The 14,900-nt window shown below is 58.5% G+C and carries 16 protein-coding genes and 1 pseudogene; 9 read left to right on the top strand and 8 right to left on the bottom strand.

From position 1 onward, the window contains the following. Nucleotides 1–255: 255 nt before the first annotated feature. Both BLT55_RS22340 and BLT55_RS22335 read left to right on the top strand, forming a co-directional pair. On the top strand, nt 256–1,098 hold the full coding sequence (locus BLT55_RS22340; protein ID WP_055001618.1) for a Tim44 domain-containing protein: 843 nt from the start codon (nt 256–258) through the stop codon (nt 1,096–1,098). A 131-nt stretch (nt 1,099–1,229) separates the two neighbouring features. After that, nucleotides 1,230–1,637 carry an SMI1/KNR4 family protein gene (locus BLT55_RS22335; RefSeq protein ID WP_007252280.1) on the top strand — a complete coding sequence of 136 codons (408 nt, stop codon included), beginning with the start codon at nt 1,230–1,232 and terminating at the stop codon, nt 1,635–1,637. Between the two features lie 39 nt (nt 1,638–1,676). Here the strand turns inward: BLT55_RS22335 and BLT55_RS22330 are convergent, their stop codons facing one another. Further along, nucleotides 1,677–3,440: a cation:proton antiporter gene (locus BLT55_RS22330; RefSeq protein ID WP_055001617.1), complete on the bottom strand. Its 1,764-nt coding sequence runs from the start codon at nt 3,438–3,440 to the stop codon at nt 1,677–1,679. Nucleotides 3,441–3,732: 292 nt separating this feature from the next. Here BLT55_RS22330 and BLT55_RS22320 point away from each other — a divergent pair, with 292 nt between their 5' ends. Next, on the top strand, nt 3,733–4,218 hold the full coding sequence (locus BLT55_RS22320) for an acyl-CoA thioesterase (RefSeq protein WP_007252282.1): 486 nt from the start codon (nt 3,733–3,735) through the stop codon (nt 4,216–4,218). A gap of 48 nt (nt 4,219–4,266) precedes the next feature. Here BLT55_RS22320 and pdxY read toward each other — a convergent pair whose 3' ends face one another. Then, on the bottom strand, nt 4,267–5,133 hold the full coding sequence (gene pdxY, locus BLT55_RS22315; protein WP_055001616.1) for a pyridoxal kinase PdxY: 867 nt from the start codon (nt 5,131–5,133) through the stop codon (nt 4,267–4,269). Between the two features lie 117 nt (nt 5,134–5,250). Here pdxY and BLT55_RS22310 point away from each other — a divergent pair, with 117 nt between their 5' ends. After that, nucleotides 5,251–5,643, top strand: a complete 393-nt coding sequence (locus BLT55_RS22310; protein ID WP_010434068.1) for a DUF3301 domain-containing protein — start codon at nt 5,251–5,253, stop codon at nt 5,641–5,643. A gap of 39 nt (nt 5,644–5,682) precedes the next feature. Here BLT55_RS22310 and BLT55_RS22305 read toward each other — a convergent pair whose 3' ends face one another. Then, nucleotides 5,683–6,654: a CobW family GTP-binding protein gene (locus tag BLT55_RS22305; protein ID WP_055001619.1), complete on the bottom strand. Its 972-nt coding sequence runs from the start codon at nt 6,652–6,654 to the stop codon at nt 5,683–5,685. 52 nt (nt 6,655–6,706) lie between these two features. Here BLT55_RS22305 and BLT55_RS22300 point away from each other — a divergent pair, with 52 nt between their 5' ends. Next, nucleotides 6,707–7,078, top strand: a complete 372-nt coding sequence (locus tag BLT55_RS22300) for a hypothetical protein (RefSeq protein WP_055001615.1) — start codon at nt 6,707–6,709, stop codon at nt 7,076–7,078. 6 nt (nt 7,079–7,084) lie between these two features. On the opposite strand, the gene BLT55_RS22295 is transcribed toward BLT55_RS22300, so the two are convergent. After that, nucleotides 7,085–7,735 carry a DUF1826 domain-containing protein gene (locus tag BLT55_RS22295; RefSeq protein ID WP_055001614.1) on the bottom strand — a complete coding sequence of 217 codons (651 nt, stop codon included), beginning with the start codon at nt 7,733–7,735 and terminating at the stop codon, nt 7,085–7,087. Continuing rightward, nucleotides 7,735–8,946 (bottom strand): zinc metallochaperone GTPase ZigA, encoded by a 1,212-nt coding sequence (zigA, locus tag BLT55_RS22290; protein ID WP_055001613.1) that lies wholly within the window; start codon nt 8,944–8,946, stop codon nt 7,735–7,737. The genes BLT55_RS22295 and zigA overlap by 1 nt, the downstream gene beginning before the upstream one ends. Before the next feature lie 141 nt (nt 8,947–9,087). Between zigA and BLT55_RS22285 the strand changes: the two genes are divergently transcribed. Next, a complete protein-coding gene (locus BLT55_RS22285; RefSeq protein ID WP_055001612.1) occupies nt 9,088–9,465 on the top strand; it encodes a hypothetical protein in 378 nt (125 codons plus the stop codon). Nucleotides 9,466–9,470: 5 nt separating this feature from the next. Here the strand turns inward: BLT55_RS22285 and BLT55_RS22280 are convergent, their stop codons facing one another. After that, nucleotides 9,471–10,694, bottom strand: coding sequence for an N-acetylmuramoyl-L-alanine amidase (locus BLT55_RS22280; protein ID WP_055001611.1), 1,224 nt, complete (start codon nt 10,692–10,694; stop codon nt 9,471–9,473). A 197-nt stretch (nt 10,695–10,891) separates the two neighbouring features. Next, nucleotides 10,892–11,413 carry a DUF3617 domain-containing protein gene (locus BLT55_RS22275; protein ID WP_055001610.1) on the bottom strand — a complete coding sequence of 174 codons (522 nt, stop codon included), beginning with the start codon at nt 11,411–11,413 and terminating at the stop codon, nt 10,892–10,894. A gap of 168 nt (nt 11,414–11,581) precedes the next feature. On the opposite strand from BLT55_RS22275, the gene cls reads away from it, so the two are divergent. The 3 genes and pseudogenes from cls to BLT55_RS34570 form a co-directional block, all read left to right on the top strand. Further along, the gene (gene cls / locus BLT55_RS22270; protein ID WP_055001609.1) at nt 11,582–13,021 is read left to right on the top strand and encodes a cardiolipin synthase; all 1,440 of its coding nucleotides are present in this window, start codon (nt 11,582–11,584) and stop codon (nt 13,019–13,021) included. Nucleotides 13,022–13,231: 210 nt separating this feature from the next. After that, a complete protein-coding gene (locus BLT55_RS22265) occupies nt 13,232–13,594 on the top strand; it encodes a YhfG family protein (RefSeq protein ID WP_223862727.1) in 363 nt (120 codons plus the stop codon). Nucleotides 13,595–13,598: 4 nt separating this feature from the next. Continuing rightward, nucleotides 13,599–13,803, top strand: a pseudogene (locus BLT55_RS34570) (cell filamentation protein Fic); the annotation flags it as partial. 20 nt (nt 13,804–13,823) lie between these two features. Here the strand turns inward: BLT55_RS34570 and BLT55_RS22255 are convergent. Then, nucleotides 13,824–14,717, bottom strand: a complete 894-nt coding sequence (locus tag BLT55_RS22255) for a class I SAM-dependent methyltransferase (protein ID WP_055001608.1) — start codon at nt 14,715–14,717, stop codon at nt 13,824–13,826. Nucleotides 14,718–14,900 lie beyond the last annotated feature (183 nt).

The raw sequence follows: 14,900 nt of genomic DNA, 5'->3' as shown, positions 1-14,900 counted from the left end.
TGGTCACCTTTATTGTGCCTGATACACCGCATGCACCGGTTTTGCTGCCGGTTCCCGGCAGTTCGCGGACGAGTCCGCTCCCACAAAAGCGAAGCGTCGCCCGGTCTGCCCCTACTCTGTGTTACCCAAGTCTTACGAAGCGCGCTGAAAAGTCCTACGCTGTCTGTGTAAAAGTCCGAAACACTAAGGCGCTGGTCATGTGGTCATCGGCTGTGCAACATGACGCGCGTGCAATCACCAAACGGGAATACCCTTATGCAACGTTTTCTAAGCATCGCGATGGCGCTGTGCATCGGGCTCACCATGAGTCTGGATGTGAACGCCGCGCGCTTCGGTGGCGGCAAGAGCATGGGCTCGGCGCCTACCCATCAGGCGCGTCAGACCGCACCCTCCACTCCGGCGGCCGCGCCTAACGCTGCTGGCCGTCCTGCCGCTGCGGCCAGCGGCGCCTCGCGCTGGCTGGGCCCATTGGCCGGTATCGCTGCCGGTGGCCTGCTCGCGTCGATGTTCATGGGTGACGGCTTCAACGGCCTGCAACTGTTCGACATCCTGATCATGGGCCTCATTGCCTTCCTGATCTTCCGCTTCATTGCACGTCGTCGTCAGCAGCAACAGCCGAAAATGGCTGCTGCCGGTGCGCCGTACCAGCGTGAAGCCAGTCAGCCAGGGCAGAATCCGATTTTCGGCAGCTCTGCACCTGCTTCCGCTGCGCCCGTGATCAACGCACCGGCATGGTTCAATGAGAAGCGTTTTCTGGAAGCGGCTCGCGGTCATTTTGAGGCGTTGCAGCAGCACTGGGACGCCAACGAGATGGACAAGATTGCCGAGTTCGTCACTCCGCAGATGCTGCAATTCCTGAAAAAGGAACGTGCGGATCTGGGCGACGGTTTCCAGTCGACCTTCATCGACAACCTCAGCGTTCAGCTGGACGGTGTCGATGATCGTGCCGACAAGACTGTCGCCACACTGACCTTCTCCGGTGTTTCCAAGACGTCGCGCTTTGATCAGGGCGAAGTGTTCAGCGAAAGCTGGAACATGGAGCGACCACAAGGCGACAACCAGCCATGGCTGGTGGCAGGAATTCGCCAGAACGGTTGAACCAGATTCCGTTCTCGCGTTCAGAACCCCGGACATGTCCGGGGTTTTTTGTTTATCCGTTCGGATAGTTATTTTGAGAAAGGCTTTACGCTACTGTATAACCCGCGCCATCAAGTGAAAGGAGCTGTGTCGTGGAAGAAGTCATTGAACAACTGCGTGAAGCAAACGAACCCGTCCCGGTTCCGCTTGAGCTGCCCGATGAAGACCAACTGGTCGAGATCGAGGAACAACTGTTCATCAATATTCCGTTCGTCTTCAAGGAGTTTCTCCTGACGGTCAGTGATGTGGTGTATGGCAGCCTTGAACCCGTCACAGTGACCGATCCGCAGTCGCACACTTACCTGCCGGAAGTCTGCGCGACCGCCTGGGACCTGGGCGTACCGCGCGAGCTGATTCCGATCTGTCAGGACGGTGACGATTATTACTGCGTCGAGGAGGACGGCACCGTGCTGCTATGGTCCGCTGAAGAAGAGCTGGTGACCGAGGACAGCTGGGAGTCGGTCTGGCACTGGGCTCGGGATGTCTGGCTGGAAAGCTGAGACAGCCCTGCTGCACCGCCCCTGAAAAGATCGCCGGGCTCAGTGCCCGGATGACTCCGGATGGTTGCCCAGGGTCTCCAGCAGCGCGATCTGCATCCGCGTATGCACGCGGATCAGCCAGCGCCACAGTAATGCAGCGACCAGGGCGGCTATCAGCGCAATCACCAGCAACAACTCGCTGGCCGGCACAATGCTCGCCGACAGCGCTGCCAGCATCACGAAGATCACCACCAGCGACAACAGCGGGATCACCTCCGCCACCACTTTGCGCACGCGCACGGTATGTCGACCTGCCATCTCGGGTTTGACACCCATTTCCGCCAGCAGCATCGCAAGCGCCTTGAGCTTGCGGTAGGCCGCGATCAGAAAGGGCAACGAGAGCAACAGTGCAGCGCCGCAGATCCAGGCTTTCTGATGGCTGATGTCTGGCACCCACTCGCTCATATAGCCGCCAAGACGCTCGGCGAAGTAGGCACCGCTGAAAAAGATCGCCATCACCAGCGCCAGATTGACCCCCACCTGCAACAGAATTTTTCGAATCATCCCGGCAAGCACCGCGCTCTGCCCCTGCGGCTGAATGCTGCGCAGCCATTCGCCATACATGCCAAACACCCGCGCCACTCGCCGGGGCATGATCGCCGCCAGCTTGAGCGACAATGGATCAGCGCCGCGAATCAGATAAGGTGTCAGCAAGGTGGTAATGGCAGAGACGGCGACGGCCACCGGGTACAGAAAGTCGCTGGTGACCTGCAGCGTCATGCCCAACGCCGCGATGATGAAGGAAAACTCGCCAATCTGTGACAGCCCCATGCCCACACGCAATGAGGTACGGCCGTCATTGCCGGCGATAAAGGCCCCGAGACCGCAGGAAATCATTTTGCCCAACACCACAGCGACAGTGATGACCGCGATGGGCCAGGCATAGTCCAGAAGGATGTTCGGGTCGATCATCAAGCCGATGGCGACGAAGAAGATCGCGCTGAACATGTCTCGAATCGGCTCGATCAACCGCTCAATCTTCAGCAGTTCGCGCGACTCGGCCATGATTGCGCCAATCAGAAACGCGCCCAGCACCATGCTGTATTCCAGCTTGACCACCAGCAGGCAGAAGCCGAAGCACAGGCCCAGCACTGTAATCAGTAACATCTCATTGCTTTCGAACCTGGCAACGTAAGACAGCAGCCTTGGAACCAGAAGAATCCCGACGACCAGCGCCACGATCATGAACAGCGACAGCTTGCCCACGGTAGAGAACACTTCGCCCGAACTGACCGAGCCGCTGACCGCGATGCCGGACAGCAACGCGATAATGCCGATGCCCAGGATGTCTTCGACAATCAGCACGCCGAAGATCAACTGCGCGAAATGCTGGTTCTTCATCTTCAGGTCGTTGAGTGCCTTGACGATGATAGTGGTCGAGGAAATCGCCAAAATTGCTCCCAGGAACAGCGAATCCATGGTTTTCCAGCCGAAGAACTGGCCAATCTCGTAGCCGATCCAGATCATCAGGGAGATTTCGAGGAAAGCCGCGATGAACGCCGTCGCGCCGACCTTGAACAGTTTGCGCAGGCTGAATTCCAGCCCCAGACAGAACATCAGGAAAATGACCCCGAGCTCGGCCAGGGTTTTAATGGTGCCTTCGTCGTGGATCAGGCTGAACGGCGGCGTGTGCGGGCCGATGATGAAACCGGCGACGATGTAGCCCAGTACCACCGGCTGCCTGAGACGATGAAACAAAATGGTCACCACACCGGCCACCAGCATGATCACTGCCAAATCCTGAATGAAATTGATGGCATGCATGGCGGCAAAGCTCCTTGTGAAGATGACGTCCTGAACCGCTAGCGCCACGCCGTCAGGGGCATAAGCCATGCAGTTCGTCACCAAAATCCGATTGAAACGCAGGAAAAAACCCGATCCACGGGTTTTTGCAGGTTATCACTGCCCCCTTCGACATAAAGCCGGTGCAATATATGGAAACAGATAGTTATCAAGCGTGACGGCCGCCTGCCTTCCAGCGTCCCGATAACTGTCGCAAGCCCTTCTGAGCGCCAGCATAGGCGTCCTTTGAACACCTTGACCGTGTGAGTACGCTATGGAACCCGGAAACGCCCAGCTGTCGATGACTGTATTGATGACGCCGGACATGGCCAACTTCTCTGGCAATGTGCACGGCGGTACGTTGCTCAAGTACCTCGATGAAGTCGCCTACGCATGTGCAAGCCGCTACGCCGGACGCTATGTGGTGACACTGTCCGTGGATCAGGTGATTTTCCGTGAGCCGGTGCATGTTGGCGAACTGGTGACCTTTTTGGCATCGGTCAACTACACCGGCAACACCTCGATGGAAGTCGGCATCAAGGTGGTGACCGAAAATATCCGCGAGCGCTCGGTACGCCATTCCAACAGTTGCTTTTTCACCATGGTCGCCGTGGACGACAACCGCAAACCCGCCAGCGTCCCGCCGCTGGAGCCGCAATCTGCCGATGCGAAGCGTCGTTATATTCAGGCACAGCAACGCCGCCAGCTGCGTCAGGAACTGGAAAAGCGTTATCAGGACATCAAGGAAGAGGCACTGTAACCCTGCGGCTCAGGCAGCGATGCCTGAGCCGTTGGCCGGGTCTGCAGGTTACAAACGTACCGCTTCGAACTTCACCCGCGGGTGTGCGATGCGATCCTGGGCGCGGACCAGTTCCAGTTCGTAACTGCCGCAAGCCTGGGTTTCCAGCAGCACTTCGTGGACCGCTGCGGCTGTGAACTCGAACGCGGCGACAAGATCGTCGCCCAACAGAACCCGCGACAGAAACAACCCGGACGTCAGGTCGCCCACGCCAACCGGCTGGCGGGGAAATGCCAGCAGTGGACGGCGCAAGTGCCAGCTGGCATCAGCCGTCACCAGCAACATTTCAAAACCGTCGGCGGCCTTGCCGGGGTAATCGAGGTGTTTGACCACCACCGCTTTGGGCCCCCGCGCCAGCAACGCGCGGGCCGTCGCCAGACAATCGAGCAGTGATTGCGGCTTGCGGCCCGAGAAGCTGTCCAGCTCCAGCTGGTTGGGGCACATGAAGTCGGCCATCGCAGCGGCTTCGTCCAGCAGAAAATCACCGACTTCCGGGGCGACGATACAGCCTTTTTCGGGATGGCCCATTACCGGGTCACACAGGTACAGCGCCTTGGGGTTGGCGGCCTTGATGCGCGCCACACCGGTCAGAATCGCGCGGCCCTGCGCCGCACTGCCCAGATACCCGGACAACACGGCATCACAGTTGCCCAGCTCGCCAATCGCCGCGATGCCGTCGATCAGCGCCGGGATCTGCTGCGGAGCCAGTACTTCGCCCGTCCACTGCTTGTACTGCGTGTGATTGGAGAACTGGACCGTGTTGAGCGGCCAGACATTGACCCCGATACGCTGCATCGGGAACACCGCTGCGCTATTGCCGGCATGGCCGAACACCACATGGGACTGAATGGCGAGCAAGTGGGGCGTACGTTTCATGGGTGTGGAATCCTGAACACGATGCAAATGCAGTAATGAGAAATATAAGTGGCGCAGTATGGCTGTAAATCACTCCGGGCAGTTAAGCTGGTCACTCCTTTGTTGGAGCACCCTGTCATGCTGACCCTGGGAAATATCTTCGTGCTGATGCTGTTCGCAAGTGCTGCGGCCTGGTGGTGGCACGCCCATGGTCTGCGCGAAAAGGCGCTGGCCCGCGTGAAACAGCACTGCGCACGCCTCGAACTCCAGCTATTGGACGACGCCGTCGCCCTGCGCCGCCTGACCTTCGCCCGCGATGCACAAGGCCGCAAGCGTCTGGCCAGGGTCTACGGCTTCGAGTTCACGGTGACCGGCGAACAGCGTCACCCCGGCACCATCACGATGTTCGGCGCGCATACTGCGCAAATCGAGCTGGCCCCTTATCCATTCGAAATCAAAACGCCTCCGCCTAGTGCAGAAGTCATCCAAATGAGTGAATGGCGCCAATCGCATCAGAAGTGGAAGCAATAGCGGCTGAACGCTCCGCGTCCAATGGTGAACAAGCAGCCGTCAAATCAGGCAACCCGCCAGCTGCGCCTGCAACTTATCCACATCCTGAGGTGCAGAGAAAATCAGTTCCAGGCGCGAATCCTGTCGCCATTCGCTGATTTGCCAGGCAATCGGTGCGCCATCGACCGCGTTGGCTGAATACCAGCCGCCTTCGCTGTGGATAACCATTTTCGCCCTTCGCCACGTCTGGCCCTCCAGCCAGTGCAACACGCGCTGGAGGTCGAACCGCTGCGTCGGATGCCAGCGCCAGCCGATGCTCCAGCCTTCGGCACTGCTCTGACTCAGGCAAATGGGTCTACGTGGATCGGTCCACAAGGCAGGCAGTTGGCCGACACTGTCGGGCAGCGTCAGGTTATCCACAGCCTGTTTATCCACAACCGCACTAACGCTGAATCCGGGCAACTGATCCAGCGGCAACTCCCCGTGCCGGGTCCAGAACAAACCGTGTGATTTCAACTGTGCGCCCAGCACCTGACGAGCCGCGTCGTCTAGTTGCTCGGATTTGTTCATCACCAACAGCCCCGCCCCTGCCAGTGCGTCCTGTTGCGTGGCGGGCAACGGGTGACCTGCGGCCATCGCCGCAGCATCCAGCACCATCACGCCGGGCTGAACCGCCAGCACCCCGCGCCACGGGGCTTCGCGCAATTGCGCCATAAGCTGCGCCGGATGACCTAACCCTGAAGGTTCGATCAATAAACGATCAGGTCGGGCTTTGCGAAGCAAGCGTCCCAAACCTATCTGGAAGGGCACACCGTTGACACAGCACAGGCATCCGCCAGCCACTTCGCCAAGTGCGATACCATCGGCAGCCGTGCTTAGCAGCGCAGCGTCGAGACCGATCTGTCCGAACTCGTTGATCAAGATCGCCCAGCGTTCGTTGCCGGGTTTCTGCGCCAGCAGTCGTTTGATCAGGCTGGTTTTGCCGGCGCCCAGCGGGCCGCCGATAACGTGCGTGGGGATGTTCTGCAGCATGTGATCACTTTTGAAGAGTGCGTGGGTCATTGAAGAGCAAGGAAAGGTAACGGTGCAAGCGTTACGACTGACTGCTCGCCTGGCGCTGATGCTGCTGGTGATGTCTTCGGGCACCGCGTGGGCGCAAGCGTGTCTGGTGCACAGCCAGGCCGAGCGGCTCGACGTCAAAGTCTGTCAGGAAAATATCAACATCCCGGCCAGCCTGTTCAAAGACGGCTTCTGCCAGCCCCAACTGACCGGGCAGAAGACCGAGACGACCTACTCGCAGCAATGCCCGACCGGCGCGTTCGGTGTCTGCCGTAACGCGCAGGTCGCCAACATGCCTTACCGCGAGAACATCCACTATTACGGCGTAGCCAGCGACGCGCTGTACCTCAAGCCTTTTTGCGAAGGCCAGAGCCAAGGCCAGTGGATAACGCCGTAACGCGCCTCATGCCAGCCAGTCCAGGGTCAGAATCAGCCTGCGCTCGTTACGCGCCAACGGCGGCGAACGGTGGATCAGGCCAAAGCCTTCATTGCCGTGCCAGCGCTCGCCTTTGAGCAATGCCACATCGCCACTGCCGATCTGTTGAATGTCCGCAGCGTCGAACGGCTCCGCTTGTATACGGCCAAGCTGCTTGCGGTCCATCACGTCTTCCTTGAGCCACTGACTGCCAATCCCGCCGTACGTGGTGATCAGGCGCACCGGCACATGATCGACGTGAAAGCGCGGGCACATGGCTTTGTCGAGCACCCGCAGGCGCAACCCCACGCATTCCGCGCCCAGCAGGCAGGCATAAGCGCTGACCAGCCATGATACGTCGGCGATGAAACCTTCATAGCCGTGCAGATCGGCATACGCCGACGCCAGTGTGCGCAGATCAGGTTCGGCATCGCCGCCTTTGACGTCCAGCGTCAACGCCTCTGCGAGCGGCTCGCCCATCGACAGCAGCAAGGTGCTGAAATCGGTAATGTGCGCAGGTAGCTGGCGCTGCCAGAGTGCGAGATTCACGCCCTCTTCGACGATCTCGCTCAAAACCTCGGGCGCAGTGCCTTGGGTCTGTCGTACCAGCGGCCGCTGTTTGAAGGTATACGCGAGCATCAGGCGGCCACCTCTTCCATATGCCACGAGCCGAACGGGTCGGCCAATTCACGCCAGCGCTCGACGCCCTCCGCCATCTCGGCGTCGGTGAGCAGGCAGTTGTCCAGTTCAGCCGTCAGCACCGCAAAATCGATGTTCTGACCGATAAACACCAATTCCTGGCGGCAATCGCCGGTTTCGGTCGACCAGTTCTGCAGAATCGATGCGACGCTTTCCTTGTCCTCAGGCCAGCCATTGCGGTTGACGAAACGCCACCAGCGCCCGGCGAAACCATGGCGCATCAAACCGCCCGCCTGCGACCAGCTACCGGCATCCTTGTACTTGCTGGCCAGCCAGAAAAAACCCTTGGAGCGCAGCAGTTTGCCGTTGGTCCACGGCCGGTTGATGAAGTCGAAAAAGCGCTGCGGATGAAACGGACGGCGCGCCCGGTAGGCCGTCGAGGCAATGCCGTACTCTTCGGTTTCCGGCAGGTGCTCGCCGCGCATTTCCTTCAGCCAGCCCGGTGCCTGAGAAGCACGCTCGAAATCGAAGCGACCGGTGTTGAGGATCTTCGCCAGCGGCACCTGCCCCATCACCATTGGCACGATCTCGGCGTCGGGGTTGAGGCGTCTCAGTATCGCCACCAGCTCCTCCCGCGCACTCGAACTGATCAGATCGATCTTGCTGAGCAAGATCACGTCAGCGAACTCGATTTGCTCGATCAGCAGATCAGTGATTGAGCGGTCATCGTCGTCACCGAGTGTTTCACCACGCGTGTCCAGGCTATCGGCTGCTTCGTAGTCGAGCAGGAAATTCACGCCGTCGACCACCGTGACCATGGTGTCCAGTCGCGCCAGATCGGTCAGGCTTTTGCCTGCTTCATCGCAGAAGGTGAACGTTTCGGCGACCGGCAGAGGCTCGGAAATCCCGGTGGACTCGATCAGTAAATAATCAAAGCGCCCTTCCTGAGCAAGACGGCTGACCTCTTCAAGCAGGTCCTCGCGCAAGGTGCAGCAAATGCAGCCGTTGCTCATCTCGATCAACTTTTCTTCAGCGCGGTTCAGGCTGACATCACGCTGAACTTCGCCGCCATCGATGTTGATCTCGCTCATATCGTTGACGATCACGGCGACTCGCAAGCTTTCACGATTGCGCAGGATGTAATTGAGTAAAGTGCTTTTACCGGCACCGAGAAAGCCGGAAAGAACGGTAACGGGTAGACGGTCTGACATCAGGATTCTCCACGCAGCGGCAAGGCTCGAGCCTTGTCCAGGTCGGCTGCAACGAATCCATCAGGCAGCCAGCTCTAATCAATGCATTATGTTATAGTATAACAACACAAAATTGCTACTGGCCTTGATGACAGGTTGTTCATGAAACGGTTTACGACGGGACTGATCGCACTTTTGATGCTCCCCGGCACGCTCGCGATGGCGGCTGCACCGGATCTGGCCCGCTGCACCCGCAGTGCAACGGTGCTGGCGTGCAGCGATGCGCTGGGCAATAGCTATAGCGTGGTCACGGACGGACCGACGACCTGGTTGAAAGGTTACGAAGTGCTCGATAAACGTCGCTGGGCGCAGACTAACAGCCGTTATGGGCAACTGACGTTTTTCACCGGGATTGCCTCGAATGGCGAAGCCTGGATCGGCACCATTCAGCGCGTAGGCTGGACAACCATCACCCGGGTTTCCAGCTCAAGCGGTATGCGCAGCAAAATCACCTGCAGTCGCCTGAACGGCTGCCGCTGAGCCCGTCAGGCCTGCTGTTCGCGTTTTTGCGCCTGCACCCAGGCCATGTGCGAATCCACTGGCGGGTTGCGCTGGAAGTAACGTTGCAGGCCATCGAACAAGCCGTCTGCCACGGCCTGTTGATGGCGCGCCGTGACCAGTCGCTGACTGTCGCGAGTGTTGGAGATGAAACCGGTCTCGACCAGAATCGACGGCACGTCCGGTGACTTGAGCACCGCAAAGCCCGCTTGCTCGACGCGCTTTTGATGCAACGTGGTGATGCCTTCCAGACTGCCCAGGACGGTATGGCCCAATTGCAGACTGGCGGCGATCGTCGCATTCATCGACATGTCGAGAATCACCCCGGCCAGCATCGGGTCTTTGTCTTTCAGGTTGAGCAGCGACGTCGCGCCTAACAGGTCTGCGCCATTTTCTCGCTGCGCCATGAAGCGCGCCGTCGCGGAGGTTGCGCCACCTTCGGACAAGGCAAAGACTGACGCGCCGGAAGCGGTCAGACGAGGCGCCGCGTCGGCATGCACGGAGATGAACATATCGGCGTTGGATTTGTGCGCGAATTCGACCCGTTTGCGCAACGGTACGAAGAAGTCATCGTTGCGCACCAGGCGCACATCGAAGCCCTTCTCGCGCTTCAGGCGCCTGGCCAGCAACTGGGCGATGGACAACACGACATCTTTCTCGCGCTCGCCTCGGGAACCGACGGCACCTGGGTCCTTGCCGCCATGACCGGCGTCGACCACCACCATGATGTCGCGGCCGGTGTGAGCCTTGCTCTGAATCGGCACCGGTACGGGCGGTGGCAGTTCGGCCATCTGCACCGGAGCACGCGCAGTGGAACTCATGTCCAGCACCAGCCTATGGCCCTGCGTACCGTCGGGACCGAGCAGAAAACTGCTGAGCTGCACTGGCGCAGTCAGGTCCAGCACGATGCGCATGTCATCGCCCGTGCCGTAATGCCCGGAGCGAATCGATTTGATGACGGTGCGGTCCAGCGCCAACTGACTGAAATCGCCGGTCAACCGCGAGCCACTGACATCAATGATCAAGCGGTCGGGCGCGGTCAGCGTGAAAGTTTTGTATTGCACTGGCCCGCTCAGATCGAGCACCAGCCGCAGCTTGTCGTTGGTGCGCCACAGGCGTGCGTTGCTGATCTGCGTGGCGTAGGCACCCAATGGCAGCGTCAGGGCGGCGCTGGCCAGCAGCATATTGAGCAACACTTGGCGTCGGTGCATGGAATGTCTCAAAGAGCAAATCGAGCATCCCGGCTCACGAAGGGTTCATCCACATCAATAGTAACAATATAACATGCAGTTACAGATGGAAGATGAAGCCCTTCATGAAGATTGCGTTATAAATGTTCACCGTAACGACAACAAATCATCGCAATCGCTACGAATGTTCCACGTGGAACATAAGGCTATGAATTTGATCAGGTACGCGGCGCTACAGCGCCACACTGCGGGCCCAACCAGACAGCGCGGGTGTCCATGCTGCCGTTCTGTTGCTGGCCGGTAGCGTTGAATGTGCCGATCACTTTGGTATTGAATTCACGATCACTGAGAAATTGCGCTTGTCCTGTACCCTGCGCTTTGGGACAGCTGAACTGGAAATTCCAGGTCTTGCCGTTGCGCGCCGTGATTTTCTGCGTGCAGCCAGAAGCCGGGTCGGTCAGTGGAATATCGTCCGATTTCACTTGAGCTTCGGTCAGGCAGGCTCGCACGCCTTTACCGCCGAGCGAGACACCCTGCTTTTTCATCATCTGTTCCATCATGGCGCGCTGTTCGGGCGGCAGATTCTGCAACTGCCCCAGCATCAATTGCAGGTCCGGTAGCTGCTGGCCATCGACCTTCATGTTGCTGGTAGTCAGTTCCCACAAGCCTGGTTGCAGCATTTGCGCTTGAGCCAACGGGGTTGCCAGACAAAACATCCACGCCACTATGCGTTTGTTCATTTCAAGATTCCTGATCGAGCAGTTGAAGGCAGACAAGACCGACGCAATCCGGCCGGACGATGAACCTTAGACGGTATAAGCGAAGCCCAGTTGCACCGGGAATAAAATAGCGACATTCCTGTTCAGCTGTGGTCTGTTAAGCGATCAAGGCGAGGAGCATTGTTCCACATGGATTATCACGACCCGTACTTTTTCGGTTATGTCCTCGGCTTCATTCATTTACTGGGCACCGTCGCGGCCATTCATGCGCTGTTGACGGTGCGCACCTCCCAGGGTGCGATTGCCTGGGCGATGCCGCTGCTGTTCATTCCCTACTTCACCTTGCTGCCTTATATGATCTTTGGGCGCAGTTCATTCGATGCGTATATCAAGGCACGACGTGATGCCAACAAGGAAATGCGGGCGGCCATTGGCAATCTGAACTGGCGACCCTGGATTGAAGAAGCTGTGGCAGCGCGGCGCTCGGATGCCTATGCAGCGCTGCGGGCAATGCCCAAGTTGGGGAACATGCCCGCCCTGGCCAACAACAACGTCCGGCTGCTGATCAATGGCGAAGAAACCTTCGGCGCGATCTTCCAGGCGATACGCGAAGCGAAGCAGACCATTCTGGTGCAGTTCTTCATCATTCACGACGACAGGCTCGGCCGTGAACTGCAAACGCTGCTACTGGAAAAAGCCGCAGAGGGTGTGGCAATTTTCGTGCTCTACGATCGCATCGGCAGCCATGCGCTGCCGGGTTCCTACATCGATAAGCTGCGTGAAGGTGGCGTGCAGATAAAAGCGTTCGCCACGCGCGGTGGCTGGCTCAACCGCTTCCAGATCAACTTCCGCAACCACCGCAAGATCGTGGTGGTCGATGGTCTCAAGGGCTACATGGGCGGGCATAACGTAGGCGATGAGTACATGGGCCTGAAACCACCGCTGGCCCCGTGGCGGGATACGCACGTGGAAACCATCGGCCCGGTGGTCGCCTGCCTGCAAGAGTCATTTGCCGAAGACTGGTTCTGGGCCACTCGCGAGTTGCCACCGCTGAGCCTGCCTGAAGCGTTTCCGGAAGACGGCGTACTCTGCCAACTGCTGACCACCGGCCCGGCCGACGCCCAGGAAACCTGCTCGCTGTTCTTCGTCGAAGCCATCCATGCTGCCGAAGAGCGCGTGTGGATCACCAGCCCCTACTTCGTGCCCGACGAAGCGGTGTCGGCCGCACTGGCGCTGGCGGTACTGCGCGGGGTCGATGTGCGGTTGCTGCTGCCCTCACGCCCTGATCATTACGTGGTCTATGCCGCCTCTAGCCTGTATGCGTTCGAGGCCGTACGCGCAGGCGTTCGAGTGTTCCGCTACGAGCCGGGCTTCCTGCACCAGAAGGTGGTGCTGGTCGACAACGATATCACCGCCATCGGCAGCGCCAACCTCGACAACCGCTCGTTCCGCCTCAACTTCGAACTGATGCTGCTGACGGTCGACAGCGAGTTCTCCAATCAAGTCGAAGCCATGCTCACCGCCGACTTCGCTGCGGCGCGAGAAATCTCCCTCCAGGACAGCCACGACACCCGACGCCTTCACCAACTGGGCATGCGTGTGGCCCGGCTGATTTCGCCGATTTTGTAAGGTGAAAACCAAGGACGTACACGGGTTGTGATGGAACATTGGCCGCGTGATGAATATTCACTAGAATCCTCATATCAAACGCACTTGAACAGGCGTCACGAGGCTCAAGATGACAGCGACACTGCGGCAAGTGTTAGGGGCTGACCGAATCGAAGATCTGCAAAAGATCGGCACATTCCCTGAGGTAAAAATCTGATTGAAACCCAGTTGATGCTCAAGCTGGGCGTCAACGGATGGGCCGCGTTGCTGGCAAAGCTGAAGGTGCTTCGAGTCACGCTCTGCACGAATGATTTGTCCATCAGCATGATTGAGGAAGGCAGCTTCAAACAGGCGAAGCATAAGCTGTCAGAAACCCTTGGTTTTCCAATAACAGCAAAAAATCAATCAGAACTCGACGTTATTATTCGAACCTGTTCAACGTATTTCTTTGAAAGCAACTTCGATCCGCACAGACGCTTTGAAGAAAAAAAACTCAAGAATTTTATAAGTAGCTCGAAACTGGAAGGCATCAACATCCCCTATCCTGACGGAAAAAGATCCTTGGAAATCATCCTGGCCAAGCACAGAAGATAATCCCATGGACAGATACGATTCAGCTCGTGACCACTACTGCTATAACGGGTCGTCGGTTTTGAAAAACAAGCTGAATATTCAGGACATGGATGACCTTGAAGCCGCAGAGAGAGAAAATCACCGCGATCACTGTTAACCGGGTCGAGTACACGCCACCGCCTTACAGCCTGAATAATTTTAAAACGCTACACCAGCAACTTTTTTATGACTTCGACTTTCAATACGTCCATCACCGATAAACATCCTCCCGCGTCAGCGGCAAACCGGTCGAGCCATCCGCAAAGGGTTTCACTGCCAGTATCTGGTGCAGGTTGATCCAGCCCTTGGCGAAGCCATACGCGCAGCCTGCCAGGTAGAGGCGCCAGATGCGTAGCGTTTGTTCGGGGACGATACGTGCGGCTTCGTCGAGCCGGGACTCAAGGCGGGCGCTCCAGTGTTCCAGGGTTTTGGCGTAGTGCGGGCGCAGGCTTTCGACGTCGACCACTTCTAGCCCGGCATCGCTGAGGTGGGCGCTGATCATTGCCAGATGCGGCAGCTCGCCGTTGGGGAATACGTAGCGGTCGATGAATTCTCCCGCTCCACGTCCCACGGGGCGACCGTCCGTATGCAGGGCGGTGATCCCATGGTTCATCACCAGCCCGCCCTCCTTCACCGCACCGAACAGGCATCGCGCGTAGAGCGGCAGATTGGCATGCCCGACGTGCTCGAACATGCCGACACTGACCACCTTGTCAAAACGCGCATCCTGCGGCAAATCGCGGTAGTCGAGCAGTTGCAGGTCAACCCTGTCTTGCAGGCCTTCGGCCAGAATTCTTTCCCGGGCCAGCGCCAACTGCTGCTGGCTGAGGGTGATGCCGAACACGTTCACGCCATATTCACGGGCAGCGAACCGCGCCAGTCCGCCCCATTCGCTGATCGAGCCTTCCAGCTCCAGGCGGCCTTCGACGAATGCGCTGCCCAGCAGGCCGAGGCTGGGGTGACTGAAATCGGCCACCAGTTGCGGGTCTTTGACGACGATGGTGACACTGGGCGCGGGCCCCAGGTCCATTTCGTGACCGTCCCAGAGCTTGAGCCGCAATGGCAGGTGAAGGTTCTGCAAGACCGTTGGAAGTTGCGTAAGCATTCAACATCACCCCCTTATCCAGAAACTCAAAAAGAGTCATCCAGCAAGGGCCCCGAGAGAGGCCCGAAAAGGCTATTGGCGACGGCAAAACTGCATGAATCAACCTCGGGGGAACGGCCTTGTGCCCACTGATTCGAGCCGGGGAACAGCCTGAATTTGGATTACACACAAACGACTAGCGCT

Source organism: Pseudomonas cannabina, assembly GCF_900100365.1.
Taxonomy (GTDB): Bacteria; Pseudomonadota; Gammaproteobacteria; order Pseudomonadales; family Pseudomonadaceae; genus Aquipseudomonas; species Aquipseudomonas cannabina.
The sequence above is the reverse complement of the archived record's forward strand: the minus strand, read 5'-3'. Positions and strand labels throughout refer to the sequence as shown.